This is a genomic window from Streptomyces sp. BK79 (genome assembly GCF_044142145.1).
Taxonomy (GTDB): domain Bacteria; phylum Actinomycetota; class Actinomycetes; order Streptomycetales; family Streptomycetaceae; genus Streptomyces.
Genome location: NZ_JBHVOC010000007.1, coordinates 85,098 through 110,693 on the forward strand (window position 1 = coordinate 85,098; position 25,596 = coordinate 110,693).

A 25,596-nucleotide genomic window follows, 5' to 3' on the forward strand; every position below is an offset into this window, starting at 1 on the left:
CGAGAACCTGTCGGCGACTCCGTCCGGAGAGAGCACCTCCTCACCTGAATAGTGACCCACGCCACAGCCCGGTCACACCCCGCGGACTCGGTCATCGTGTACAGTCGGCCGCCGCAACCCGGCTAGTCAAATTTGAGGAATCCATCATCGCTGCGCAGACGGCCCCCTTCGCGTCACCCGCCCAGATCTCCGAACTCGCCCGCTGCCGCACCGTCTTCCTCCCTGGTGACCCGGCCCGCACCGGCAGGGTGGCCTTCTGGCGGCCCGACGGACAGGCCCCCGAGCCCCTCCCATCGGGGTCGGTGGAGAATCTGGCGGTCGTGCTGCCCCACGGTGACGGTGTGGGGCCGGTGGTCGTGCCCGCGGTACTGCTGCCGGTGCGGGCGGCCCTGCCGGTGCTCACGCGCGCGCGTACCCACCTGGACGGGCACCGGTCGACCGTGTTCTGGGGGACGGTCGGCGTCGAAGCCCTGCACCTCACCGCGCGCGGGCTGCTGCTGCCCGGGCTGTCCGCGGCCGGCCACGACGCCTGGCGCGCGGGTCCGCTCGGCGCCGAGGAGACCGAGCGGATCCGGCACCTCGCCGCCGCCATGCCGCCCGAGGCCCACGCCGTCCCGGTGGACGCCGCCGAACCTCCGCGGCTGCCCGACCCGGAGCGTCTCGTGCGCGACTTCCTCGACGCCGTCGCCGACACGCTGCCCCGCTCCCCCGCCGCCGAACTCGTGACGGCCGGGCCCGCCTACGCCGCGCGCGAGCCGCGGCGGATGCCGGAGCTTCAGGCGTGGGCCGCCGATGTCGCCGCGGGACACGACGCGGGCGTCCGGCTGTCCCTGCGCGTCGAGGTGAGTGGCCTGTCGGCCGCTGCCTCGCCGGAGACCCGGCCGGCGTTCCGGGCCGTGCTCCAGGTCCACAGCGTGAGCGATCCCGCGCTCGTCGCAGACAGCGCCGAGGTGTGGGCGGGCACGCAGAGCGAGGCGTTCGGCACGCGCGCGCGGATGGACGCCCTGCTCGCTCTCCGCCGCGCCGCCCGGGCGTGGCCCGCACTGACGCCGCTGCTGTCGGCCGCCGTCCCCGACGCCGTCGAGCTCGCCGACGAGGAGGTCACCGAGCTGCTCGGAGCGGGCTCCCGGGCACTCACCGGGGCGGGCGTCGACGTGCACTGGCCGAGGGAGCTGGCCCGGGACCTGACCGCCCGCGCGGAGGTCGGGCCGGTGCCCGACGGCGGACCGGCGTCCCGCTCGGCGTCGTCGGACACCGGCCCGTCCTTCCTGTCCGCCGACGCGCTGCTCGCGTTCGACTGGACCTTCGCCCTGGGCGAGCGGCGACTCACCCGCGAGGAGCTGGACCTGCTCGCCGAGGCCAACCGTCCTGTGGTGCGCCTGCGCGACCAATGGGTCCTCGTCGACCCCGAGGAGGCGCACCGCCTCCGCACCCGGCAGGACCACAAGGTCACGCCCGTCGACGCGCTCGCCGCCGCCCTGACGGGCTCGACGGAGGTGGACGGGCTCCGTGTGGAGGTGCGCCCCACGGGATGGCTGGCGGCTCTGCGGGAACGGCTCGCCGAACCCGAGGCGCAGGACGCCGTCGCGCAGCCCGCCGCCCTCGACGCCACGCTGCGCGACTACCAGCGCCGGGGACTCAACTGGCTGGTCCGCATGACGTCGTCGGGCCTCGGCTGCTGCCTGGCCGACGACATGGGGCTCGGCAAGACCATCACGCTGATCGCCCTGCACCTGCACCGGCAGACCGACACCTCGGCGGCCGGACCCACCCTGGTGGTGTGCCCGACCTCCCTGATGGGCAACTGGCAGCGCGAGATCGAACGCTTCGCGCCCGGCACTCCCGTACGCCGGTTCCACGGGACCCGCCGCGACCTGGAGGGCCTGGCCGACGGCGAGTTCGTGCTGACCACCTACGGCACCATGCGTCTGGACACCGACCGGCTCTCCGCCGTGCCGTGGGGCCTGGTCGTGGCGGACGAGGCGCAGCACGTGAAGAACCCGTACTCGGAGACCGCGCGGCAGCTGCGTTCCATCGGCACGCGCGCGCGGGTGGCGCTCACCGGCACACCGGTGGAGAACAACCTCTCGGAGCTGTGGGCGATCCTCGACTGGACCACCCCGGGCCTGCTGGGCCGCCTCGGCACCTTCCGCCGGCAGTACGCCCTGGCCGTCGAGGGCGGTCAGGACCCGGCGGCGGCGGAGCGGCTGGCACGACTGGTGCGGCCGTTCCTGCTGCGGCGCCGCAAGTCGGACCCGGGCATCGCGCCGGAGCTGCCGCCGAAGACCGAGACCGACCACCCGGTGTCACTGACCGCGGAGCAGGCGGGTCTGTACGAGGCGGTGGTGCGCGAGGCGCTCGCGGAGATCGCCGGGGCCGACAGCATGGCGCGCCGCGGGATGATCGTGAAGCTGCTGACGAGCCTCAAGCAGATCTGCAACCACCCGGCGCAGTACCTCAAGGAGGACCGGCCGCGGATCACCGGCCGCTCGGGGAAGCTGGAGCTGTTGGACGAGCTGCTCGACACGATCCTCGCCGAGGAGTCGAGTGTGCTGGTCTTCACGCAGTACGTGCAGCTCGCGCGGCTCCTCGAACAGCACCTGGCCGCGCGCGGCGTGCCCTCGCTGTTCCTGCACGGCGGCACCTCCGTCACGGCGCGGGAGGCGATGGTGCGGCGGTTCCAGGACGGTGAGGTGCCGGTCTTCCTGCTGTCGTTGAAGGCGGCGGGCACGGGACTGAACCTCACGCGCGCGGAGCACGTCGTGCACTACGACCGCTGGTGGAACCCGGCCGTCGAGGCGCAGGCCACCGACCGTGCCCACCGCATCGGTCAGACCCGGCCCGTGCAGGTGCACCGGCTGGTCGCCGAAGGGACCATCGAGGACCGCATCGCCGCGCTCCTGAACCGCAAGCGGGACCTCGCCGACGCCGTCCTGGGCACGGGTGAGGCGGCGCTCACGGAGCTGACGGACGCCGAACTGGCCGACCTGGTCGAGCTGCGAGGGGGTACGCGATGACCCGGTACGAGGACGACGCCGAACGGACGTTCGCCGCGCTGCCCCCCGCGCACGGGCGGGGCTTCGCACAGACCTGGTGGGGGCGCGCCTGGCTGAAGGCGCTGGAGGACGCGGCGCTGGACACGGCGCAGGTGAAGGCGGGCCGTCGGCTCGCGCGCGCGGGCGCGGTCGGCGCGGTGTCGGTCCGGCCCGGCCGTATCACCGCCGTCGTGATGGACCGTGACCGTACGGCGCACCGGGCCGACGTCCTGCTGGAGAGGTTGTCCGACGCGCAGTGGGACCGATTCGTCGACATGGCGATCGAGCGGTCCGGGCACGTCGCGGCGCTGCTGGACCGCGACATGCCGCCGCACCTCGTGGAGGACGCCGCGACCGCCGGCATCGACCTGCTGCCGGGCCTGGGCGACCTGGAGCCGGAGTGCGACTGCGGTGCCTGGGACCACTGCGGACACACCGCCGCGCTCTGCTACCAGGTCGCCAGGCTGCTGGACCAGGACCCCTTCGTCCTGCTGCTGATGCGAGGCCGCGCGGAGAGCGCCGTACTCGGCGCCCTCCAGGCGCACGGCGGCACCGGCGACGGGGAGACGGCCCCCCGCCGGGAGGGGGTGGACGCCGCCGAGGCGTACGCGGCGGGGAACCTGCTGCCTCCGCTGCCCGCTCCGCCGCCGCTCGGCGAGGGCCCCGGGGCTCCGCCGTCGCTGGACGCGGAGACGGCGCCCCCGCCCGGGGTCGACCCGTCCGCCCTCGCCCTCCTCGGTTCGAGGGCCGCGGCACAGGCCCACCGGCTGCTCGCCGAGGCGATGGGGAGCGGGCACGGCCGGCAGGCAGTGGCCGCGGAGCCGACCGTCTCACAGGACGCGGTGCGCCTGGCCGCGGGGGATCCGGGACGGGAAGTGACGCTCCGTCTGGGCGACGGAACGGGGCGCTCCCGCGAAGCGCTCGCCGTCGCCGTACGCGCCTGGCGGCTCGGGGGTGACGTCGCGCTTTCGGTGCTCGAGGAGGAGTGGACCGTGGAGGGCGACGCGCTCGCACGCGCGCGTGCGGCGCTGGAGTCGGCCTGGGAGGAGCACGAGCGGCCGGCGCTGCGGGCGCGGGCCAACCGGTGGACCGCCGTCGGCGCTCCGCACCAGCTCCGGTTGGACCGCGAGGGCCGCTGGTGGCCCTACCGCGAGGAGCGCGGCCGCTGGGTGCCTGTCGGCGGGGCGACCCCGGACCCCGCGACCGCTCTGGCATCGGCGGTGTTCGCGACCGAGGAGACGGCCGGGGAAGCGGCCGGGACGACAGTTGGGGAGACGGCCGGGGGAGCGGCCGGAAAGACAGTCGGGGAGACGGTCGGCGACGGAATCTGACGCCGGTCCCTGGTCCCTGGTCCCCGGTCCCCGCGTGATCGGCCCCCGCGCGGGTGTCGTTCCCGTGCGGCACGACCGCCGGCGCCCGGCGGTCGTGGTCCCGCCGCCGTCCGGGATCCGGCGGCACCACGGGCACCGGCCCCGTCCGGAAGACCGGAGGGGGCCGGAGACCTCACGCGCAGAGCGGATCGCTCAGCGGGCGCCGAGGAGGTGGTCCATGGCGAGCTGGTCGAGGTGCTCGAAGGCCATGCCCCGGGCGGCGGCCGCGTCCACGTCGAAGGCGTCGTACGCGGTCGGGTCGGCCAGCAGGGCCGCGAGACCGTCCTCGGCGGTCGGGCGGGCCAGTTCGTCCAGCCGGGCCGCCGCGAGTGCCTCCTGCACCTGCGGGTCGGCACGGAAAGCGGCCGCGCGGTCCTTCAGGATCAGGTAGTTGCGCATGCAGCCGGCCGCCGAAGCCCACACGCCGTCGAGGTCCTCGGTCCGCGGCGGCTTGAAGTCGAAGTGCCGCGGACCGGCGTATCCGGCCCTCTCCAGCAGGTCGACGAGCCAGAACGCGGACCGCACGTCGCCGGCGCCGAACCGCAGGTCCTGGTCGTACTTGATGCCCGACTGGCCGTTGAGGTCGATGTGGAACAGCTTGCCCGCCCACAGCGCCTGCGCGATGCCGTGCGGGAAGTTCAGGCCCGCCATCTGCTCGTGGCCGACCTCCGGGTTCACGCCGTACAGCTCCGGCCGCTCCAGCCGCTCGATGAAGGCCAGCGCGTGGCCCACGGTCGGCAGCAGGATGTCGCCACGCGGCTCGTTCGGCTTGGGCTCGATCGCGAACTTCAGGTCGTAGCCCTGCTCGGTGACGTACTCGCCGAGCAGGTCGAAGGCCTCCTTCATCCGGTCGAGCGCGTCCCGCACGTCCTTGGCCGCACCGGACTCCGCGCCCTCACGGCCGCCCCAGGCGACGTACACACTGGCGCCCAGCTCGACCGCGAGGTCGATGTTGCGGATGGTCTTGCGCAGGGCGTAGCGGCGCACGTCCCGGTCGTTCGCCGTGAACGCGCCGTCCTTGAAGACCGGGTGCGTGAACAGGTTCGTCGTCGCCATCGGCACCTTCATGCCGGTGGCGTCCAGCGCCTGCCGGAACCGCTTGACGTGCTCCTCGCGCTCGCTGTCGCTCGACCCGAACGGGATCAGGTCGTCGTCATGGAAGGTGACCCCGTACGCGCCCAGCTCGGCCAGACGCCGCACCGACTCCGCCGGGTCCAGCGCGCGCCGGGTGGCATCACCGAAGGGATCCCGGCCCTGCCAGCCGACCGTCCACAAACCGAAGGTGAACCTGTCCTCGGGGGTGGGCTGGTAGTTCATTCCGCGGCTCCTCACTCGCTGCCGATCACTCGCTGCCGACTATTTCGTCATGGCGCTTTACAAATTAGTATGCACACGCGGTCCTGGGAAGGGACAAGGTGTCCCCGAAGGAGTGACATCCGGGTCACCGAGACCCGCAGAGCCGCGAAACACCAGGTCAGCCCGTATCGACCGGGTCGTCCGGTCCAGTGATCCAGTCAGATCCCGCAGAGCCGCGGAAGAGGGAGAAGCCCGATGTCAGCAGCCGAGGGTCCGCTCGTCGTCGGTGTGGACACGTCCACCCAGTCCACCAAGGCGCTGGTCGTCGACGCGGCCACCGGCCAGGTCGTCGCGAGCGGCCAGGCGCCGCACACCGTGTCCTCCGGAGCCGGACGCGAGAGCGATCCCCGCCAGTGGTGGGACGCGCTGGGCGAGGCGCTGCACCAGTGCGGTGACGCCGCGCGGGAGGCCGCCGCGGTGTCCATCGGCGGGCAGCAGCACGGCCTCGTCACGCTGGACGCCCAAGGCGACCCGGTGCGCCCGGCGCTGCTCTGGAACGACGTGCGCTCGGCCCCGCAGGCCCGTCGGCTGATCGACGAGCTGGGCGGCCCGAAGACGTGGGCGGAGCGCACGGGAAGCGTGCCCAGCGCCTCGTTCACGGTCACCAAGTGGGCCTGGCTGGCCGAGCACGAGCCGGAGGCGACCCGCGCGGCGAAGGCCGTACGCCTCCCCCACGACTACCTCACCGAGCGCCTCACCGGCGAGGGGACCACCGACCGCGGTGACGCGTCCGGCACCGGATGGTGGGCGTCCGGCACGGAGGCGTACGACGAGGAGATCCTCGCGCGCGTGGGGCTCGATCCGGCGTTGCTGCCCCGGGTGGTCCGGCCCGGCGAGGTGGCCGGCACCGTGCGCGACGTCCATGGGCTGCCGTTCTCCAAGGGCACCCTGGTCGCCGCGGGCACGGGCGACAACGCGGCGGCCGCGCTGGGCCTCGGGCTGCGCCCCGGGGTGCCGGTGATGAGCCTCGGCACCTCGGGCACGGTGTACGCCGTCTCCCGGCACCGGGCCGCCGACCCGACCGGCACCGTGGCGGGCTTCGCCGACGCGCGCGGCGACTGGCTGCCCCTGGCCTGCACCCTCAACTGCACGCTCGCCGTCGACCGCGTCGCGGCCCTGCTGGGCCTGGACCGGGAGGCCGTCGAACCCGGCACCGACGTCACGCTCCTGCCCTACCTGGACGGCGAGCGCACTCCGAACCTCCCCCACTCCTCGGGCCTTCTGACCGGGCTGCGGCACGACACGACGGCCGGACAACTGCTCCAGGCCGCGTACGACGGCGCCGTGCACTCGCTGCTCGGCGCCCTCGACCTGGTCCTCGACGCCGACGCGGACCCGTCCGCGCCGCTCCTGCTGATCGGCGGCGGCGCGCGCGGGGCCGCCTGGCAGCAGACCGTACGCCGGCTGTCGGGGCGCCCGGTCCAGATTCCCGAGGCGAGGGAACTGGTCGCACTCGGCGCCGCGGCGCAGGCGGCCGGGCTGCTGACCGGCGAGGACGCGGCGGCGGTCGCCCGGCGCTGGAACACGGCCGCCGGGCCGGTGCTGGAGGCCGTGGAACGGGACGAGGAGACGCTGAACAGGATCACCGGGGTACTCTCCGACGCGGCACCACTGCTGGAACGCGACGCGGACTCCCGCTGAGGACGCGCGCTCACGCGGGCGCCGCCGCCCAGGGACACCGTCGCGGACGGTTCCTCCGGAGCGGTCACCGGCCCGGAGGGCATCGGGCGGGCGGGCTCGGCCACGACCGGCGGGCGGGCTCGTGGCCCGTGCTCGGCGGGAGGACGGCGTCCACCGCGTCCGGCGCGGGGGCGCCCGCCTGTGATCGGCGGTCCGGTGTCCCGTCGAAGGGCACGTCCGCGGGCCGGAGCGGGCGGCCCACCGGCCCGCCCCGGCGGGCACGCGGACGAGGACCGGACCGAACGACGAGCGACCGAGGACTGACGGAGGCATGACCGCACCGCCGCACGAAGCACACCCGGCCCGCCCAGGGCGCGCGCTGCCGGACACCCAGCAGGGCATGCGCCGCCGCAACCTCGCGCGGGTGATGCACACCGTCAGCGCCGAGGGCCCCCTCTCCCGGGCGGCCGTGGCCTCGCGGATCGGGCTCACGCGTGCGGCGGTGTCGACTCTCGTCGACGAACTCGTCCGCTCGGGCCTGCTGGAGGAACTGGGCCCCGAGCGCCCCGGCCGGGTGGGGCGGCCCGGGTCGGCGCTCGCCGTCAGCGCGCGGGGACCGGCGGGCATCGGGGCGGAGGTCGGCGTCGACCACCTCGCGGTCTGCGCGGTCGACCTGCGCGGCCGGGTGCGCGCACGCGTCGTGCGGCACGGAAGAAACCGGGGCCGCTCGCTGGAGCCGGTCGTCGAGCAGCTCACGGGCCTGGTGCGGCAGGTCGTCTCGGAGGCGGAGACCGAGGGACTGTGGCCGGCCGGGCTCGCGGTGGCCGTGCCCGGTCTCGTGGCACGCGACGCCCGCACCGTCGTCCGCGCGCCGAACCTGGACTGGCGGGACACGGACCTCGGCACGCTGCTGCCCGCCGGCCTACCGCTGACCGTGGACAACGAGGCCAACTTCGGTGCCCTCGCCGAGCTCTGGCTCGGTGACGGCACGCCGCGGGACTTCCTGCACGTCTCGGCCGAGATCGGCATCGGTGCGGCCGTGGTGGTCGACGGAGGGCTGCTGCGCGGTACCCGCGGTTTCGCCGGCGAGCTGGGTCATGTGCCGGTGCGGCCCGACGGACCTGAGTGTGCCTGTGGCGGGCGTGGGTGCCTGGAGCAGTACGCCGGTGAGACGGCGGTCCTGCGAGCGGCCGGCGTGGAGCCGGGGGCGGATCGCGTGGGCGTGCTCGCGGAGCGGGCGGCGGAGGGTGACGAGGCCGTGCGGCGTGCCCTGCGCGAGGCGGGTACCGCACTCGGTATCGCGCTGACCGGGGCCGTCAACCTGCTCGACCCCGAGAGCGTGGTGCTGGGCGGTGCACTGGCCGGGCTCGCGCCCTGGCTGCTGCCGTCGCTGCGGGACGAATTGGCCCGGCGCACGGCCGGCCCGGCCTGCCCGGTCACCGTGTCGGCCCTGGGCCCGGAAGGACCGCTGCTCGGCGCCGCGCACTCGGTGGTCCGGGCCGTCCTCGACGACCCCGCGATGGTGGCGGAACGGGCCTGAGCTCGGTCCGGTGGCAGCGTGTCCCACGCCGCCCATCACTCGATCGAGTGAGCGAGTTGTGCACAAGGCGGCGGCCGTCCACGGAACGGCGCGGCGCTCTTCTGCGCAACCTGCGCTGCCCGTACGGTGATTCGCGGGGACACACCTCGCAGGGCGGCAGCCGGACGCCCCCGGCAGCGTTCCCGGTGCTCCCTGTGTTCTACGCGTTCCCTGTGTCCCCGCGCCCCCTGTCCCCGCGTCCCCCGTCCCCCCGTCCCCGCGTCCCCCGTCCCTCGCTCCCCGTCCCCTGTCCCCGCGTTCCCTGTGTCCTCCGCGTCCGCCGCACGGCTGGGCACCCCACCGGGCCCGAGGGCCCCACCGACGAAAGGGCTAGTCCATGGAAAGGGAAAGGACAGCACCGGCTCCCACCAGACGGCGTCTCCTCCAGGGCGCCGCACTCGCCACCGTCCCCTACGCCCTGCTCTCCGGCACCCGCGCCGCCGCACGGCCCCGGGAGGTCGACCACCCTTCCGCCGAGTGGCAGCCGGCGAGCACGTCCAACTACACCCGGTCGACCCGCCCCGCGTCCTATCCCGTCGACTACGTCGTCATCCACGTCACGCAGGAGACGTACGCCGACACCCTCGCCATCTTCCGCGACCCGGCGAGACAGGTGTCCGCGCACTACGTCGTCCGGTCCTCCGACGGGCACGTGGCGCAGTGCGTGCGCGAGGCGGACATCGGCTGGCACGCGGGGAACTGGGACTACAACACCCGCAGCATCGGGATCGAGCACGAGGGATGGGTGGACCGCCCCGAGTACTTCACCGACGCCCTCTACGAGCAGTCCGCCCACCTCACCGCGTCGATCTGCGACCGATACGGCATCCCCAAGGACCGCGCCCACATCATCGCGCACCACGAGGTACCGGGCAGCGACCACACGGATCCGGGGCCGCTGTGGGACTGGACCCGGTACATCAGACTGGTCAACTTCGCCTGAGCGGCCCGGAACGCCACGTTCGGGTGGTCCGGTCGGTCGAAGTGGTTGTCGGCGCGTATCCGGGGAGTGACGATGTCCCCCATGGCATCACCGTCCGGGGAGGCCGAGTTGACTGATTCCTGGCTGGCTCTGGAACCGGGGGCCGACCCCGCCGAACACGCGCGGACGCTGCGACGGGCACACGAGGCGTTCACCGAGGCGGGAACGGTGCCGCGGCCCGTGCGGGCCGTCGTGGCGGAGTCGTGGCGGCGCTCGGTCCGGGCCGGTGTCGGCCCGGACGGAACCGCCAGCGTGGAGCTGATGGACGGGGACCTGGGCGCCTACCGGGCCGAGCATCCGCTGGCGCCGGCGATGCCGTTGATCCGGGAGCTCCTGGGCACGTTCGCCGCCGACGGCGAGCATCTGCTCGCGGTGTGTGACGCGCACGGCAGGCTGCTGTGGGTCGAGGGGCATCCGGCGACCCGGCGCCGGGCGGGGCGGATGAACTTCGTGCCGGGTGCCCGGTGGGCGGAGTCCGCGGTCGGGACGAACGCGCCGGGTACGGCGGTGGCCGTCGGCCGGCCGGTCCAGGTCTTCACGGCCGAGCACTTCATCCGTCGGGTCCAGCCGTGGACCTGCGCGGCGGCTCCGGTGCGCGATCCCCGCACCGGGCGGGTGCTCGGTGCCGTGGACATCACCGGAGGGGACGGGCTGGCGCATCCGCACAGCTTGGGGTTCGTCCAGGCGGTCGCGCGTGCCGCCGAGTCGCAGCTCGCGCTGCTCACCCCGGAGCGACCACCGTCCCGGGCCGCCGAGCTGACCGCGCTGGGACGCGGCGAGGCGGTGCTGAGCGCGGACGGACGCAGAGTCCGGCTGAGCCGTCGGCACAGCGAGATCGTCGTCCTGCTGGCCCACCATCCGGAGGGGTTGACCGGCGACGAGCTGTTGTGCGCGCTGTACGAGGACGAGACGGTCCCGCCGGTGACGTTGCGCGCCGAACTGGCGCGGCTGCGGGGCGTCCTGGGACCCGGCCGGCTGGCGTCCCGCCCGTACCGGCTCACGATGCCCGTCGAGTCCGACGCGGCCGTCGTCGAGCGACGTCTGCGGGCCGGTTCGGTGACGGCGGCCGCGACGGCGTACGCCGGTCCACTGCTGCCGGGTTCCCAGGCCCCGGCGGTGGTGCGGATGAGACGCCGGATCGCCGACGGCCTGCGCGCCGCGCTGATCGCCGGCCGCGACCCCGACCTGCTGGCGGACTGGGCGCACGCTCCGTGGGGGGAGGACGATCTCGACGTATGGCGGGCGTTGGCCGCGGTGCGTCCCACGGCGGCGGCGCGGGCCCGGCTCGCCGCGCTGGAGTCCGAACTGGCGGCAGCGAGGGCATGGTGACGGGCCATCGACGCGCGGTGCTGGGCCATCGACGGATGACGGTCTCCGGCGAGTGAGCGGTCCCCCGGGAGTAGGCGGTGCTCCGGGAGTGGGCGGTCCCCCGTGGGCGGGCGGTCCCCGGTGGGCGGGCAGTCCCCCGTGGACGGGCGGTCCCCGGTGGGTGGGCGGTCCCCGGTGGGTGGGCAGTCCCCCGTGGACGGGCGGTCCCCGGTGGACGGGCGGTCCCCGGTGGACGGGCGGTCCCCCGTGGACGGGCAGTCCCCCGTGGACGGGCAGTCCCCCGTGGACGGGCAGTTCCCCGTGGACGGGCGGTCCACGGTGGGCGAGCGGTCCCCATGAGTGCACGCATCCCGGTGGTCGGTGGGCGGGCGACCCGCCCCGGCAACAGGCAGTTTTGGGAGGAGACATGCCCGAGACGCGGGCGGGCCCGATCGTCCGGCGGCCCCACGTGCGAGGCCGCCCGCCGCCAACGGTGCCGCCGTGGGCGCAACGTCTCCGCAACGTCCCGTTTCCTAGCCTCGCGCGCAGAGCTGTCCAACGGCGGGCAGCGCTCGATGAGGGAGGCAGACAGGATGACCCGTTACGCGGCGCCCGGCACCGAGGGCGCGATCGTCTCCTACGAGTCGCGCTACGACCACTTCATCGGCGGGGAGTACGTGCGGCCGGCGCGGGGGCAGTACTTCGAGAACCCGTCACCGGTGAACGGCCGGCCGTTCACCGAGGTCGCGCGGGGGACGGCGGAGGACGTGGAACGGGCGCTCGACGCCGCGCACGAGGCCGCTCCCGCCTGGGGGCGCACCGCGGTGACCGAGCGCTCCGGCATCCTGCTGAAGATCGCCGATCGCATGGAGGCGAACCTGGAGCGCCTGGCGGTCGCCGAGAGCTGGGAGAACGGGAAGCCGGTGCGCGAGACGCTGGCGGCCGACATTCCGCTCGCCATCGACCACTTCCGGTACTTCGCAGGGGCGATCCGGGCCCAGGAGGGCTCGCTCGGTGAGGTCGACGAGGACACGGTCGCGTACCACTTCCACGAACCGCTGGGGGTGGTCGCGCAGATCATTCCGTGGAACTTCCCGATCCTGATGGCTGCCTGGAAGCTCGCCCCGGCGCTCGCCGCCGGCAACGCGGTGGTCCTGAAGCCCGCGGAGCAGACCCCGGCCTCGATCCACTACTGGCTGAGCCTGGTCGCCGACCTGCTGCCGCCCGGCGTGCTGAACGTCGTCAACGGCTTCGGGGCGGAGGCGGGCAAGCCGCTGGCGTCCAGCCCTCGGGTGGCGAAGGTGGCGTTCACCGGGGAGACCACCACCGGGCGGCTGATCATGCAGTACGCCTCGGAGAACATCAAGCCGGTCACGCTGGAGCTCGGCGGCAAGTCGCCGAACATCTTCTTCGACGACGTGTGGGCGCGGGACGACGACTTCCGCGACAAGGCGCTCGAGGGCTTCACGATGTTCGCGCTCAACCAGGGCGAGGTGTGCACCTGCCCGTCGCGGGCGCTGATCCAGCGCGGCACCTACGCGGAGTTCATGGAGGCCGCCGTCGCCCGCACCGAGCTGATCAAACCGGGGCACCCGCTGGACACCGACACGATGATCGGCGCCCAGGCGTCCAACGACCAGTTGGAGAAGATCCTCTCCTACCTGGACATCGGCCGGCAGGAAGGCGCCAAGGTGCTCACCGGTGGCCAACGTGTGGAGCACGACGGCGAGCTGAAGGGCGGTTACTACGTCCAGCCGACGATCTTCGAGGGCCACAACCGCATGCGGATCTTCCAGGAGGAGATCTTCGGCCCGGTCGTGTCGGTCACGTCCTTCGACGACTTCGACGACGCGATCAAGACCGCCAACGACACCCTGTACGGCCTCGGCGCGGGCGTGTGGACGCGCGACATGAACACCGCCTATCGGGCGGGCCGCGCGATCCAGGCGGGGCGCGTCTGGACGAACTGCTATCACGCCTACCCGGCGCATGCCGCCTTCGGCGGCTACAAGCAGTCGGGGATCGGCCGGGAGAACCACAAGATGATGCTGGAGCACTACCAGCAGACGAAGAACCTTCTTTGTTCCTACAGCCCTCGGAAGCTTGGATTCTTCTAGCGCCAGGGCGCCTGTGGCCTGGACCTCGGCCGGGTGCCTCCCGGCGGCCCGGCCGGGCACGGGTGCGGCGATGCACGTACCGGATACCGACGATCCAGCGGACGGATGACGCCGAGTGGACCGGGGGGGGACGGGCGGGGCGGGCGGGGCGGGTCACGGCTCAGGCACGTCCGCCAGGCGCCGGCCGACCCGCGCGGCCGTCTCCCGCAGCCAGATGTGGGCTGCGTCGTGGGTGTGCACCGGGTGCCACCACAGGGCCTCGCGCAGCGGGACGGCCTCGTACGGCGGCTCCACCACGCGGACGGGGGCGAGGGGGGCCAGCAGCCTGGCGAGGCGGGCCTGCATCAGGGCGATGCGGCGGGTGCCGGCCACCAGCAGGGGCAGGAGCTGGAAGCTGTCGACGGAGACCTCGACGCGGGGTTCGACGCCGAGCATGCCGAGCTGGCGTACGGCCGGGGCGTCGTAGGTGCGCTGGTAGGTGACCCACGGCAGCCGGGCGAGGTCCTGGCGGGTGAGCCGGTCGTCGACGCTCGGGTGGTCGTCGGCGACCAGGAAGACCCAGCGGTCCTCGTAGAGGTCGGTGGCGGGGAAGTCGCTGATGACGCCGTGCGGCATGAGCAGGCCGTCGGTGGCGCTCAGCAGGGTGGCGGTGTCGTCGACCACGGTCGGCGGGGTCTGGGTGAAGCGCAGCCGGATCCCGGGGGCCTCCTCGTGCACGACCCGGGCGAGTTCGGTGCCGAAGAGGGCGACGGCGTAGTCGGAGGCGATCAGCCTGAACTCCCGCTTCTCCACGGCCGGGTCGAAGTCGGCCTGGCTGGCGAAGAGGCGCTCCAGCACGTCGTAGGCGGTGGAGGTGCGGTCCAGGAGGACCTGGCCCAGGGCGGTCAGTTCGTAGTGGCCGCCGACGCGGGCGAGCAGGTCGTCGTCGAAGTGGCGGCGGAGCCTGGCCAGGGCGGCGCTCATCGCGGGCTGGCTGAGGCCGACGCGCTGCCCCGCGCGGGTCACGTTGCGCTCTTCCAGCAGGGCGCGCAGGGCGACGACGAGATTGAGGTCGAGTCGGGCCAGATTCACGGGACTTCCCCTTGTGGTGCGGCGCCGACCAGGGAGAATCGACGGGCTGGATGCAGGGCATCCACACAATCTATTTCCCTGATCGCTGGTGGCGGGTCCAGATTAGTCCCACCGCAATCAGGAGGACACGTCCGTGAAACCTGCACCCTCGTCCGCGCTGTTCGCGGGCCCTTTCGCCCTCGGCACGCTGTCGGCCCCGGACGGGCCGGCCTTCCCCGCCCTGGTCACTCCCGACGCCCGGGTGCTCGATCTGCGCCTCGCCCTCGGCGAGGGACACCTCAGCGTCCGGGACCTGCTGGAGGGCTGGGAGACCGCGCTGCCGCGGCTGCGGGAGCTGGCCCGGGACCCCGGCCCGGCACGGACGCCGCTGGCGGACTTCCGGGTGCACGCCCCGGTCGAGCCGCGCCAGGTGTTCCAGTCGGGGGCGAACTACCGGCAGCACGTGATCGACCTGCACGTCGCGCACCGCGCCCCGGGCGACGACCGTCCCGAGGAGGAGCGGCGCGCCGAGGCCGCGGAGATCATGGACCGCAGGGCGGCCGAGGACCTGCCGTACGTGTTCATCGGCCTGCCGAGCGCGATCACCGGCCCCTACGACGACGTGGTGCTCCCCGCCTGGGCCGAGAAGCCCGACTGGGAGCTGGAGCTGGCGGCGGTCATCGGCCGCCCCGCCCACCGGGTAGGTGTCGAGGAGGCTTTGGAGTACGTCGCCGGGTACACGATCGCCAACGATCTGACCGACCGGACCACCGTCTTCCGCCGGGACATGCCGCAGATCGGCACCGACTGGCTGCGCAGCAAGAACGCCCCCGGTTTCACGCCGCTCGGCCCCTGGATCGTGCCCACCGAGTCGATCGCGAACCCGGACGACCTGCGGCTGACGCTGAAGCTCAACGGCGAGACCATGCAGGACGAGTCCACCAAGGACATGATCTTCAACGTGGCGCGCATGGTGTCCTACGCCTCTCAGACCGCGCGTCTGCTGCCCGGTGACCTGGTGCTGACCGGCAGCCCGGCCGGCAACGGCATGCACTGGGGCAGGCTGCTGCGCGACGGCGACGTCATGGACGCCTCCGTCACCGGACTCGGCGCCCAGCGCACCCGCTGCGTGGCGGAGGCGGCCCAGTGACCCAGGAGCACACCGAAGCCCCGGCCCACACCGAAGCCCCGGCCCACACCGAGCCCCCGGAGCACACCGGGACACGGAAGCGCACCGACCCCCCGGCGCACACCGGGATCCTGGACCCCGCCGACCCCGAGGGCTCGATCGCGCGGGCCGTCGAGGCGTACTCCAACTGGGGCCGCTGGGGCGCGGACGACGTGCTCGGCACCCTGAACTTCCTCGACGAGGCGGGCCGCCGCGAGGCCGCCGGCCTGGTCCGGCGGGGCGCCAGCTTCTCCCTCTCCCAGCGCTTCGACATGAACGGCCCGCAGAAGGGCTGGCGGCGCCGCACCAACCCGGTGCACACCATGCTCGACACCGGGACCGACGCGGCCCTCGGCAACCAGGGCTTCCCGCACGGCCTCGGCGGCGCCGACGACGTGATCGCGATGCCGTTGCAGTGCTCCACGCAGTGGGACGGGCTCGGGCACATCTTCGACCACGGCAAGGCGTGGAACGGACGTCCGGCCGAGCGGGTCGTCACCTCCGAGGGCGACCTGGTCACCGGCATCGAGCACATGGCGCCGCACGTCGCCGGACGCGGTGTGCTGCTGGACGTCGGACGTGTGGTCGGCGAGGACGGGGAACTGCCCGACGGCTTCGCGATCACCGAGGAGCACCTGACCGCGACCGCCGAGGCCCACGGGGTGACCGTCGGCCGCGGCGACATCGTCGTGGTGCGCACCGGGCAGCTCGCCCGGGTCCGCCGCGACGGCTGGGGCGAGTACGCGGGCGGTCCCGCGCCCGGCCTGTCGTTCACCACGGCGGGCTGGCTGCACGGCACCGAGATCGCCGCGATCGCCACCGACACCTGGGGCTTCGAGGTCCGCCCGAACGAGTTCGAGCACGCCTTCCAGCCGCTGCACCAGGTCGCCATCCCCCACCTCGGCCTGCTGATCGGCGAGATGTGGGACCTGGAGGCGCTCGCCGAGGACTGCGCGGCCGACGGCGTGTACGCGTTCTGGCTCACCGCCGCACCCCTGCCCATCACCGGCGCGGTCGGCTCGCCCGTCAACCCGATCGCCGTCAAGTAGCCCGAGGAACAAGGGAGTTCCCCATGACCCAACCCCGTACCGTCCTCGTCGTCGGCGGCGGCGCGGCCGGCAACGCCGCCACGATCCTGCTGCGCCGCGCCGGGTACGCGGTGGACCTCGTCGAGGCCAAGGACGACTGGAACGCCACCGCCGGCTCCGGCATCACCCTTCAGGGCAACGCCCTGCGCGTGCTGCGCGAACTCGGCGTGTGGGAGGAGGTGGAGGCGTCCGGCTTCGGCTTCGGCTCGGTCGGCATCACCGCCCCCGACGGCACCGTCCTGCACGTGCAGGACGACCTGCGCACCGGCGGCGACGACCTGCCCGCCACCGTCGGCATGCAGCGCCCGCGGCTCCAGCGGATCCTCATCGAGGCGGTGCGGGCCAGCGGCGCGTCGGTCCGGCTGGGCACCACCGCCGAGATCCTCGACCAGGACGCGGACGGTGTCTGCGTACGCTTCGGCGACGGCACCGAGGGCCGCTACGACCTGGTGGTCGCCGCCGACGGTCTCGGCTCCGCCACCCGCGCCGCGATCGGCATCACCGACAAGCCCGAGCCGACCGGCATGGCCATCTGGCGCGTCGCCGCCCCGCGTCCCGCCGGCGTGACCCGCACCGACCTCGCCTACGGCGGCCCGGCCTACATCGCCGGCTACTGCCCGACCAGCGAGACCACCCTGTACGCCTACGTCGTCGAGGCCAACCGGGACCGCGCCGCCATACCGCCCGCGTCGTACGCCGACGAGATGCGGCGCCTGACCCGGCACTACGGCGGCTTCTGGCCGGAGATCACCGAGCACATCACCGACCCGGCGAAGGTCAACTACACCTGGTTCGACCGGATGCTGGTGGAGGGCTCCTGGCACCGCGGCCGGGTCGTCCTGGTCGGCGACGCCGCCCACTGCTGCCCGCCCACCCTCGCCCAGGGCGCCGCCCTGTCGCTGGAGGACGCGGCCGTGCTCGTCGAGATGCTGACCGGGGCCGACGTATGGGACGACGCGCTGTTCCAGGCGTACCACGACCGGCGGATCGCCCGCGTCCGCCCGGTCGTGGAGGCGTCCGTGCGGATCGGGCAGTGGCAGCTCGACGGGGTCCGTGACGCCGACGTGCCGGGCCTGATGGGCCGCACGATGACCATGCTGAGGGAACTGCCGTGACCGCCGAGAACGCCCCCGCCACACACACGCCCCTCGTGGACGCCGCCCCCACCGTGGAGTCCCCCACCGTGGACGTGCACGCGCACGTCCTGCTGCCCGAGGTCGACGCGCTCGTCGCCGGTCTGCACGGGCATGCCGAGGCCCGGGCACTCGACGCGCGGCGCAACGGCGCCGCCTCCCTCGCCGTCAGCGGGCCCATGGTCCGCGAACGCGTCCCCAGGATGACCGACCCCGCCGTTCGCCTGGCCGCGATGGACGCGCAGGGCGTGGACGTGCAGCTGGTCAGCCCTTCGCCCTCGCACTACCACTACTGGGCCGACGAGGACACCGCCGAGAAGCTGTACCGGCTCGCCAACGAGGCCACGGCAGCGCACTGTTCGGCCGCCCCCGAGCGGCTGCGCGGACTCGGACTGGCCCCGCTCCAGCACCCCCGGCAGGCGGTACGCGCCCTGGACCACGCCCTGGAGCAGGGCCTGGCAGGCGTGGAGATCTCCAGTCACGCCCCCGGCCGGGAGCTGTCCGACCCGGCCTACGAGCCCTTCTGGACCCGGGCCGAAGAGACCGGCGCGCTCGTCTTCCTGCACCCCTTCGGCTGCACCCTGGACGAGCGACTGGACCGGTGGTACCTGTCCAACACCGTCGGGCAGCCCACCGAGAACGCCGTCGCGCTGTCCCACCTGATCTTCTCGGGAGTGCTCGACCGCCACCCGGAACTGACGCTGATCGCCGCGCACGGCGGCGGCTACCTGCCCACCCACATCGGCCGCTCCGACCACGCCTGGTCGGCCCGCTCCGACGCGGGCGCCGGCTGCGCGCACCTGCCCAGCAGCTACCTGAAGCGGCTGTACTTCGACTCGCTGGTCCACGACCCGCACGTGCTGCGGGAGCTGGTCCGGGCGGCCGGCGCGGACCGGGTGCTGCTCGGCTCCGACTTCCCCTTCGACATGGGCACCGAGGACCCGGTCGGCGCCCTGCGCGCCGCGCGCCTGTCCGACGCCGACTTCCACGCCGTCCGGGGCGGCAACGCGACCGCCCTCCTCCGGAAGGACTGATCACCATGCGCCTGCTCACCCACCTGCGGCACGTCGACCTTGCCGTGCCCGACTACGACAAGCAGCTCGACTTCTACGCCGGCGTCTGGGGCCTGACCAAGGTCGCCGAGGACTCCGGCATCTCCTTCCTGGCCGCCGAGGGCTCCCCGGAGCAGTACGTCGTGCGGTTGCGCAAGGCCGAGGAGAAGCGCCTCGACCTCGTCTCCTACGGCGCCGCGTCCCCCGCGGACGTCGACACCCTCGCCGAACGGCTGCTCGCGGGCGGCGTCCAGTTGATCTCGCAGCCGGGACACGTCGACACGCCCGGCGGCGGCTACGGGTTCCGCTTCTTCGACGTCGACGGCCGCACCATCGAGGTCTCCGCCGACGTCGAGGTCCGCCGGCACCGCAAGATCGAGGAGAAGGAGTCCATCCCGGTCAAGCTCTCCCACGTCGTCCTCAACAGCCCCGACCTGAACCGCACCCGCGAGTGGTACGAGCGCCACCTCGGCTTCGCGCTGTCGGACACGCTCAGCTCGCCGCACATGGGCGAGGTCATGCACTTCATGCGGATCAGCAGCCAGCACCACTCCATGGCCATCGCCCAGGGCCCGCACACCGCGCTGCACCACATCTCCTTCGAGATGCGCGGCATCGACGAGTACATGCGCGGCTCGGGCCGCGTCATCCGGGCGGGCTTCAAGAAGGTCTGGGGTCCCGGCCGGCACATGGCGGGCGACAACACCTTCACGTACTTCCTCGACCCGCACGGCAACACCGTCGAGTACACCACCGAGCTGGAGAACCTGGACGAGGACACCTGGCACCCGCACGTCTACGACTTCTCCCAGCCCGAGGTCACCGACCAGTGGGGCACCGCCAACCCCATGAACGAACTCGTCGCCAAGGAGTCCTTCAACGACCCCGACCGCGGCGTGTTCGTCGCCCCGCCGGTCTGATCCGCTCCCCGCGCACCGGGGACGCGGCGGCGGTGTCCACGCCCTGACTCGCGCCGCCGCGTCCCCGGCCCCCGCCCCGGTGCGGGAAGCACGGCACGGCCCGCCCGCCCCGTCGAGCACCCGCGCCCGGACCCCGCGCGCCTCCCTCTCGGCCGACCCCCTCCCGCAGGAGCCGCACCATGCGTTTCGCCGCCTACGAACACCGCCACCGCCACCGCGTGGCCGTCGTGGAGGACGACGGCACCCTCTTCCCGCTGCCCGGCGTCACCTCGCTCACGGCCCTGCTCGCCGAGTCCGACGGCCTGCCCGGGCTGCTCGCCGCCGGCCGCGCCGCCCTCGACGTACCGCCCGGACCCCATGTCTCCGAAGTACGGCTGCTGCCCCCGCTGCGGCCCGCGTCGGTACGGGACTTCGTCACCTTCGAGGAGCACGTCGAAGGCGTACGCCGCTCGGTCGACGGCGTCGCCGGCGTCCCCGAGCAGTGGTACGCGGCGCCGACCTTCTACTTCACCAACCCGCACGCGATCTACGGCCACCGGGACGGCATCCCGGTACCGCCCGGTTCGGCCGTGCTGGACTTCGAGCTGGAGGTGGGCGCGGTGATCGGGCGGGAGGGCCGCGACCTCACCCCCGAGCGGGCCCGCGACCACATCGTCGGCTACACGGTGTTCAACGACTGGTCGGCGCGCGACCTGCAGAGCGCGGAGATGAAGGTGGGCCTCGGTCCCTGCAAGGGCAAGGACACCGCCACCACCCTCGGCCCGTACCTGGTCACCGCCGACGAGCTGGAGCCGTACCGGGACGCCGAGGGGTTCCTGCGTCTGGCGCTGACCGCCGAGGTCAACGGCGAGAAGGCCGGCGAGGACCTGCTGTCCAACATGAGCTGGACCTTCGAGGAGATGACCGCCTACGCCTCGCGCGGCACCCGCGTCGTACCGGGTGACGTCCTCGGCTCGGGCACCTGCGGCAACGGCGGCTGCCTGGCCGAACTGTGGGGCCGGCGCGGCGAGCGGACCCCGCCGCCGCTGCAGCCGGGCGACACCGTCACCCTCACGGTGGAGGGCATCGGCACCCTGACCAACACCGTCGTCCCCGGCACCGAGCCCGTGCCCCTGCCGGCCGGCCGGCGGCGCGGCAGGGAGCGGTCGTGAGCGACCTGCACCCCAAGAGGCTGCTCGGCAAGGTCGTCGTCGTCACGGGCGCCGCCCGCGGCCAGGGCGCCGCCGAGGCCGAGGCCCTCACCCGCGAGGGCGCCCGGGTCATCGCCACCGACGTGACGCCGGGCGGGAACTGCCGCCGCCTCGACGTCAGCAGCGGCGAGGAGTGGGCGGAGCTGGCCGCCGAGCTGCGGGAGGCGTACGGGCACGTGCACGGCCTGGTGAACAACGCGGGCGTCACCTGGCGGGCCCGGGTCGGTGACGTGCGGGCCGAGGACTTCGAGCGGGTGCACTCGGTCAACGTGACCGGTCCGCTGCTCGGCATCCAGCACCTGAGCCCGCTGATGCCGCCGGGCTCCTCGATCGTCAACGTCGGTTCCTCGGCCGCGCTCACCGCCCACTACCCGGTCGCCTACACCGCGAGCAAGTGGGGACTGCGGGGCCTGTCGAAGACCGCCGCACTGGAACTCGGGCCGCGCGGCATCCGCGTCAACACTGTCCACCCCGGCTACATCGAGACCGAGATGACGGCCTCCGCCGCCCCCGCGTTCCGCGAGGCCAACCTCCGGGAGACGCCCCTCGGCCGCACCGGCACGGTCGACGAGGTGGCGCCGCTGGTCGTGTTCCTGCTGTCCGACGAGTCGTCGTTCATCACCGGCGCGGAGATCCCCGTGGACGGCGGCCTGACCGCGCACGGCGGGGTCAAGTCCGTCTCCGACGCCCTGCTCGCCGCGGAGGCCGGCGGATGAAGCGGCTCGACGGCAAGGTGGCCCTGATCTCCGGCACCGCCCGGGGCCAGGGCCGGGCGGCGGCCCTGCGCTTCGCCGCCGAGGGCGCGCTGGTCGTCGGCGGCGACCTGCTGCACGAGGAGGCCCTTCAGACCCAGCGGCTGGTCGCCCGCGAGGGCGGCACGATCATCACGCCGGGCCCGCTGGACGTCACCGACGAGGACTCCGTGCGGTCTTGGACCGAGGAGGCCGTGGACGCGTTCGGCGGCGTCGACATCGTCTACGCCAACGCGGGCGCCGTCCGCTTCGGGGCGATCGCGTCCCAGCCGTACGGGGACTTCGCGTTCACGATGCGCGCCGAGCTGGACTCGGTGTGGCTGACGGTCCGGGCGGCCTGGCCGCACCTCGTCCGCAGCCGCGGCTGCGTGCTGACGGTGGGTTCGACCGCCGGCCTGACCGGCTCCCTCACCAACCCGCGCACCGCGCACTCGGCGTCCAAGGGCGCGGTGATCGCGTTGACCCGGCAGCTCGCCGCGGAGGGCGCCCCGCACGGTGTCCGGGCCAACTGCGTCAGCCCCGGACTGATCGACACCGACGGTTCGCGCGCGAATCTGCTCGCCGACGACCACCCGATGCGCGGCATCGCCCGCCACGTCCCGCTGGGCCGGGTGGGCACGGCGGACGACGTCGTGAACGCGGCCGTCTTCCTCGCCTCCGACGAGGCCGCCTACATCACCGGCGCCAACCTCGTCGTCGACGGCGGATGGTCCGCCGTGCTGCCCGGCGCCACCGCCTGAACCCCCTGCGTCCCGAACGACTCCCGGAAGGAACCCAGCACGTGAACAAGGTCCGCGGCAGCGCCGCCGAGGCGGTGGCCGACATCCCCGACGGCGCTTCGCTCGCCGTCGGCGGCTTCGGCCTCTCCGGCGTCCCCGCCGCTCTCATCGACGCGGTGTACGCACGCGGCACGACCGGGCTGGAGGTCGTGTCCAACAACTGCGGCACGGACGGCCGCGGTCTGGGCGTCCTCCTCTCGGCGGGCCGCATCGCCCGCGTCACCGGCTCCTACGTCGGCGAGAACAAGGAGTTCGCCCGCCAGTACCTGGGCGGTGAGCTGGAGGTGGAGCTGACCCCGCAGGGCACCCTCGCCGAGCGGCTGCGCGCCGGCGGGGCGGGCATCCCCGCCTTCTACACCCCGGCCGGTGTCGGCACCCAGGTGGCCCGGGGCGGCCTGCCCTGGCGGTACGCGCCCGGCGGAGGCGAGGTGGCGGTCGCCTCCCCGCCCAGGGAGACCCGGGAGTTCGGGGGACGCCCGTACGTCCTGGAGCACGGCATCACCACCGACTTCGCCCTCGTACGGGCCTGGCGCGGCGACCGGCACGGCAACCTCCGCTTCCGCCGCGCCGCCGCCAACTTCAACCCCCTCGCCGCCATGGCCGGCCGCGTCACGATCGCCGAGGTCGAGGAACTCGTCGAACCCGGCGAACTCGCCCCGGACGAGGTGCATCTGCCCGGCATCTACGTGCAGCGGATCGTCGCGCTCACCACCGAGCAGGCCGCCGACAAGCCCATCGAGAAGAGGACGGTGCGTTCCTGATGTCCTGGACCCGCGACCAGATGGCCGCCCGGGCCGCCGCCGAACTCACCGACGGCTCCTATGTCAACCTGGGCATCGGCCTGCCCACCCTGATCCCCGGCCACCTCCCGCCCGGCGTCCACGTCGTGCTCCACTCCGAGAACGGCGTCCTCGGCACCGGCCCCTACCCGTACGAGGACGAGGTCGACCCCGACCTGATCAACGCGGGCAAGGAGACCGTCACCGTCCTGCCGGGCGCCTCCTTCTTCGACTCCGCGCTCTCCTTCGGCATGATCCGCGGCGGTCACGTCGACACCGCGGTCCTGGGTGCCATGCAGGTGTCCGAACGGGGTGACCTCGCCAACTGGATGATCCCCGGGAAGACGGTCAAGGGCATGGGCGGTGCCATGGACCTCGTGCACGGCGCCCGCCGCGTCATCGTGCTGATGGAGCACACCGCCAAGGACGGCGGCCCGAAGATCCTCCGGGAGTGCGCGCTGCCCCTCACCGGTGAGCGGTGCGTGCACCGGATCATCACCGACCTCGGCGTCATCGACGTCACCGGTGACGGCCTCGTCCTCGTCGAGACCGCCCCCGGCGTCACCGTCGAGGCCGTCACCGCCCGCACCGGCGCTCCCCTGTCCGTCCCGTCCGGCGCGCGGCGCTGACCTCGGGGACGCCGTCCCCGGTCCTCACCCGACGTCGTCGCCGAGAACGGGGGTGTTCTGGCAGGCGTGCAACTGCCAGGTCCCGTCGTCCCGCCGGGTCATGACGTACAGCGGGGCGCCCTCCGTGTCGCCCTCGGCCGAACGGTAGACCTGCCGGACCTTGACGGCCGCCACATCGGGCCGCAGGAACTGGACGTGCGCCACCTCGTAGGTGACGTCGCCGTCCCAGGTGGCGTCCGGCAGTACGGCACGGGTGAACCCGGCGATCGCGTCGAAGCCGAGGAGGACCTTGCCGTGCCCGGTGGTCCAGAGCGCGTCGGGGTGGAAAAGGGCGAGGAATCCCTCGGCGTCCTTGGCGCGCTGGGTACGCTCGACGGCGGCCACGACCTGTTCGATGGCCCGGACGTCCGCGGTGGCGGTGGTCCCGGTTTCTGTGTCGGTGTTCATGCGGATCACCCTGGTACGTCAAGCGGACTTGAGGTCAAGGGCCGGCGCGAGGTCCGGCCGGGATTGACCCTCGACCTGGTCAAGGGCCCAGAGTTCCGGACGTGGAGAGCGAGATGCGCAGCATCGGGGAGATGGCCCGCGACAGCGGCCTGGGCGTGAGCGCCCTGCGGTTCTACGACCGTGCCGGAGTGCTGGTCCCGGCCTGGGTGGACCCGGCCAGCGGCTACCGCTGGTACGCGCCCGAGCAGCTCGACGAGGCGCGGCTGCTGGCCCGGCTGCGGCGGGCCGGCATGCCCCTGGCCGACATCCGGCTGGTACTGGCCGGCTGGTCCGGCGCGGACACGGACCTGGTGCGCGGGCTGCTGGAGGCGCACCTGCGTCGCCTCGCACGCGGCCTGGCCGATGCCCGCGGCGAGTTCTCCACGCTCCGCGCACTACTCGACCAGAGGGAGAACATCATGACCACCGCCGCACACACCCCGCCCGTCCGGCTGTCCGTATCCGCGACCGGGCTGGCCGCCGCCCTGGACGCGGTCCGCTTCGCGGTGAGCGCCGACCCCGGCCTGCCGATGCTCGGCGGCGTCCTGTTCGACGTCGAGGGCGACACGCTCCACCTCGTGGCCACCGACCGGTACCGGCTGGCCGTCGCGCGGACGGACACCGCCGGGCACGGCGGGCCGCGGGTACAGGCCCTGGTCCCGGTCCCGCTGGCCGACGCGATGCGCGCGCTGCTGGGCGGTGACCAGCGCGTCGGCCTCGCCGTGGACGGGGACCGCGTGACGCTGGAGGCCGGGGACCGCCAGGCCGCCGGGCGGTGCCTCGCCCACGACTTCCCCGACTACCGTCGCCTCGTCCACCTGCCGTCCGGGCGACGGACCCCGGTCGACACGGCCGCCTTCCGCGAGGCGCTGGAGACCGGCCCCGTGCGCGCGAGCGAGGTGCGCGGACCGGGCGAGGCGTCGCAGGACCTGAGTGTGCTCGCGGTGACGGACGACGGGACGGTGACCGTGTGCGGGGACGGTGACGACGACCGGGACCGCGTCGCCGTCGACCGCGCGTTCCTGCTGGACGCGCTCACCGCCGGCGACCGGGACCGGCTGGTCCTGGAGTTCGGCGCCCCCACGGCGCCCGTGGCGATCCGCCGGCCGGACGACGAGAGCACGTTCTCGCTGCTGATGCCGGTCCGTCTGGACGACTGAGGCCGGTCCGGCCCGACCGCCCACCGCGATCCGCCTGCCCCGC

The 25,596-nt window shown here is 73.7% G+C and carries 21 protein-coding genes; 18 read left to right on the forward strand and 3 right to left on the reverse strand.

What is annotated here, in order from left to right; all coding sequences use genetic code 11:
* Positions 1-146: 146 nt before the first annotated feature.
* Together ACFIF2_RS10610 and ACFIF2_RS10615 are read left to right on the forward strand one after the other, a co-directional pair.
* On the forward strand, positions 147-3,017 hold the full coding sequence (locus ACFIF2_RS10610; RefSeq protein WP_395572495.1) for a DEAD/DEAH box helicase: 2,871 nt from the start codon (positions 147-149) through the stop codon (positions 3,015-3,017).
* On the forward strand, positions 3,014-4,366 hold the full coding sequence (locus ACFIF2_RS10615) for an SWF or SNF family helicase (protein ID WP_395572297.1): 1,353 nt from the start codon (positions 3,014-3,016) through the stop codon (positions 4,364-4,366). Before ACFIF2_RS10610 ends, ACFIF2_RS10615 begins: the two co-directional genes overlap by 4 nt.
* 192 nt (positions 4,367-4,558) lie before the next feature.
* Here the strand turns inward: ACFIF2_RS10615 and xylA are convergent, their stop codons facing one another.
* Positions 4,559-5,722 carry a xylose isomerase gene (gene xylA, locus ACFIF2_RS10620; protein ID WP_395572298.1) on the reverse strand — a complete coding sequence of 388 codons (1,164 nt, stop codon included), beginning with the start codon at positions 5,720-5,722 and terminating at the stop codon, positions 4,559-4,561.
* Positions 5,723-5,956: 234 nt separating this feature from the next.
* On the opposite strand from xylA, the gene xylB reads away from it, so the two are divergent.
* From xylB to ACFIF2_RS10645, 5 genes are all read left to right on the forward strand, one after another.
* On the forward strand, positions 5,957-7,402 hold the full coding sequence (xylB, locus tag ACFIF2_RS10625; protein WP_395572299.1) for a xylulokinase: 1,446 nt from the start codon (positions 5,957-5,959) through the stop codon (positions 7,400-7,402).
* Positions 7,403-7,712: 310 nt separating this feature from the next.
* On the forward strand, positions 7,713-8,921 hold the full coding sequence (locus ACFIF2_RS10630) for an ROK family protein (protein ID WP_395572300.1): 1,209 nt from the start codon (positions 7,713-7,715) through the stop codon (positions 8,919-8,921).
* 376 nt (positions 8,922-9,297) lie between these two features.
* On the forward strand, positions 9,298-9,903 hold the full coding sequence (locus ACFIF2_RS10635) for an N-acetylmuramoyl-L-alanine amidase (protein WP_395572301.1): 606 nt from the start codon (positions 9,298-9,300) through the stop codon (positions 9,901-9,903).
* 72 nt (positions 9,904-9,975) lie between these two features.
* Positions 9,976-11,271: a GAF domain-containing protein gene (locus tag ACFIF2_RS10640; RefSeq protein WP_395572302.1), complete on the forward strand. Its 1,296-nt coding sequence runs from the start codon at positions 9,976-9,978 to the stop codon at positions 11,269-11,271.
* A gap of 572 nt (positions 11,272-11,843) precedes the next feature.
* Complete coding sequence (locus ACFIF2_RS10645) at positions 11,844-13,367, forward strand: aldehyde dehydrogenase family protein (RefSeq protein WP_395572303.1); 1,524 nt, start codon at positions 11,844-11,846, stop codon at positions 13,365-13,367.
* A gap of 153 nt (positions 13,368-13,520) precedes the next feature.
* Here the strand turns inward: ACFIF2_RS10645 and ACFIF2_RS10650 are convergent, their stop codons facing one another.
* Positions 13,521-14,438 carry a LysR family transcriptional regulator gene (locus tag ACFIF2_RS10650; RefSeq protein WP_395572304.1) on the reverse strand — a complete coding sequence of 306 codons (918 nt, stop codon included), beginning with the start codon at positions 14,436-14,438 and terminating at the stop codon, positions 13,521-13,523.
* A 133-nt stretch (positions 14,439-14,571) separates the two neighbouring features.
* Between ACFIF2_RS10650 and ACFIF2_RS10655 the strand changes: the two genes are divergently transcribed.
* The 10 genes from ACFIF2_RS10655 (at position 14,572) to ACFIF2_RS10700 (ending at position 23,907) form a co-directional block, all read left to right on the forward strand.
* Positions 14,572-15,567, forward strand: a complete 996-nt coding sequence (locus ACFIF2_RS10655) for a fumarylacetoacetate hydrolase family protein (RefSeq protein WP_395572305.1) — start codon at positions 14,572-14,574, stop codon at positions 15,565-15,567.
* A gap of 107 nt (positions 15,568-15,674) precedes the next feature.
* Positions 15,675-16,634 carry a cyclase family protein gene (locus tag ACFIF2_RS10660; RefSeq protein WP_395572496.1) on the forward strand — a complete coding sequence of 320 codons (960 nt, stop codon included), beginning with the start codon at positions 15,675-15,677 and terminating at the stop codon, positions 16,632-16,634.
* 23 nt (positions 16,635-16,657) lie between these two features.
* Positions 16,658-17,788 carry an FAD-dependent oxidoreductase gene (locus ACFIF2_RS10665; protein WP_395572306.1) on the forward strand — a complete coding sequence of 377 codons (1,131 nt, stop codon included), beginning with the start codon at positions 16,658-16,660 and terminating at the stop codon, positions 17,786-17,788.
* A gap of 53 nt (positions 17,789-17,841) precedes the next feature.
* Complete coding sequence (locus ACFIF2_RS10670; RefSeq protein WP_395572497.1) at positions 17,842-18,840, forward strand: amidohydrolase family protein; 999 nt, start codon at positions 17,842-17,844, stop codon at positions 18,838-18,840.
* A 5-nt stretch (positions 18,841-18,845) separates the two neighbouring features.
* Positions 18,846-19,778 (forward strand): VOC family protein, encoded by a 933-nt coding sequence (locus ACFIF2_RS10675; protein WP_395572307.1) that lies wholly within the window; start codon positions 18,846-18,848, stop codon positions 19,776-19,778.
* A 179-nt stretch (positions 19,779-19,957) separates the two neighbouring features.
* Complete coding sequence (locus tag ACFIF2_RS10680; RefSeq protein WP_395572308.1) at positions 19,958-20,929, forward strand: fumarylacetoacetate hydrolase family protein; 972 nt, start codon at positions 19,958-19,960, stop codon at positions 20,927-20,929.
* Positions 20,926-21,684 carry an SDR family NAD(P)-dependent oxidoreductase gene (locus ACFIF2_RS10685; RefSeq protein ID WP_395572309.1) on the forward strand — a complete coding sequence of 253 codons (759 nt, stop codon included), beginning with the start codon at positions 20,926-20,928 and terminating at the stop codon, positions 21,682-21,684. Before ACFIF2_RS10680 ends, ACFIF2_RS10685 begins: the two co-directional genes overlap by 4 nt.
* Positions 21,681-22,460, forward strand: coding sequence for an SDR family NAD(P)-dependent oxidoreductase (locus ACFIF2_RS10690; RefSeq protein ID WP_395572310.1), 780 nt, complete (start codon positions 21,681-21,683; stop codon positions 22,458-22,460). The genes ACFIF2_RS10685 and ACFIF2_RS10690 overlap by 4 nt, the downstream gene beginning before the upstream one ends.
* A 41-nt stretch (positions 22,461-22,501) precedes the next feature.
* Positions 22,502-23,260, forward strand: coding sequence for a CoA transferase subunit A (locus ACFIF2_RS10695; protein ID WP_395572311.1), 759 nt, complete (start codon positions 22,502-22,504; stop codon positions 23,258-23,260).
* The gene (locus ACFIF2_RS10700) at positions 23,260-23,907 is read left to right on the forward strand and encodes a CoA transferase subunit B (protein ID WP_395572312.1); all 648 of its coding nucleotides are present in this window, start codon (positions 23,260-23,262) and stop codon (positions 23,905-23,907) included. Before ACFIF2_RS10695 ends, ACFIF2_RS10700 begins: the two co-directional genes overlap by 1 nt.
* Positions 23,908-23,931: 24 nt before the next feature.
* Here the strand turns inward: ACFIF2_RS10700 and ACFIF2_RS10705 are convergent, their stop codons facing one another.
* Positions 23,932-24,354, reverse strand: a complete 423-nt coding sequence (locus tag ACFIF2_RS10705) for an SgcJ/EcaC family oxidoreductase (RefSeq protein WP_395572313.1) — start codon at positions 24,352-24,354, stop codon at positions 23,932-23,934.
* 113 nt (positions 24,355-24,467) lie between these two features.
* On the opposite strand from ACFIF2_RS10705, the gene ACFIF2_RS10710 reads away from it, so the two are divergent.
* Entirely contained in the window at positions 24,468-25,553 is a 1,086-nt protein-coding gene (locus ACFIF2_RS10710; protein WP_395572314.1) for a MerR family transcriptional regulator, read from the forward strand.
* Positions 25,554-25,596 lie beyond the last annotated feature (43 nt).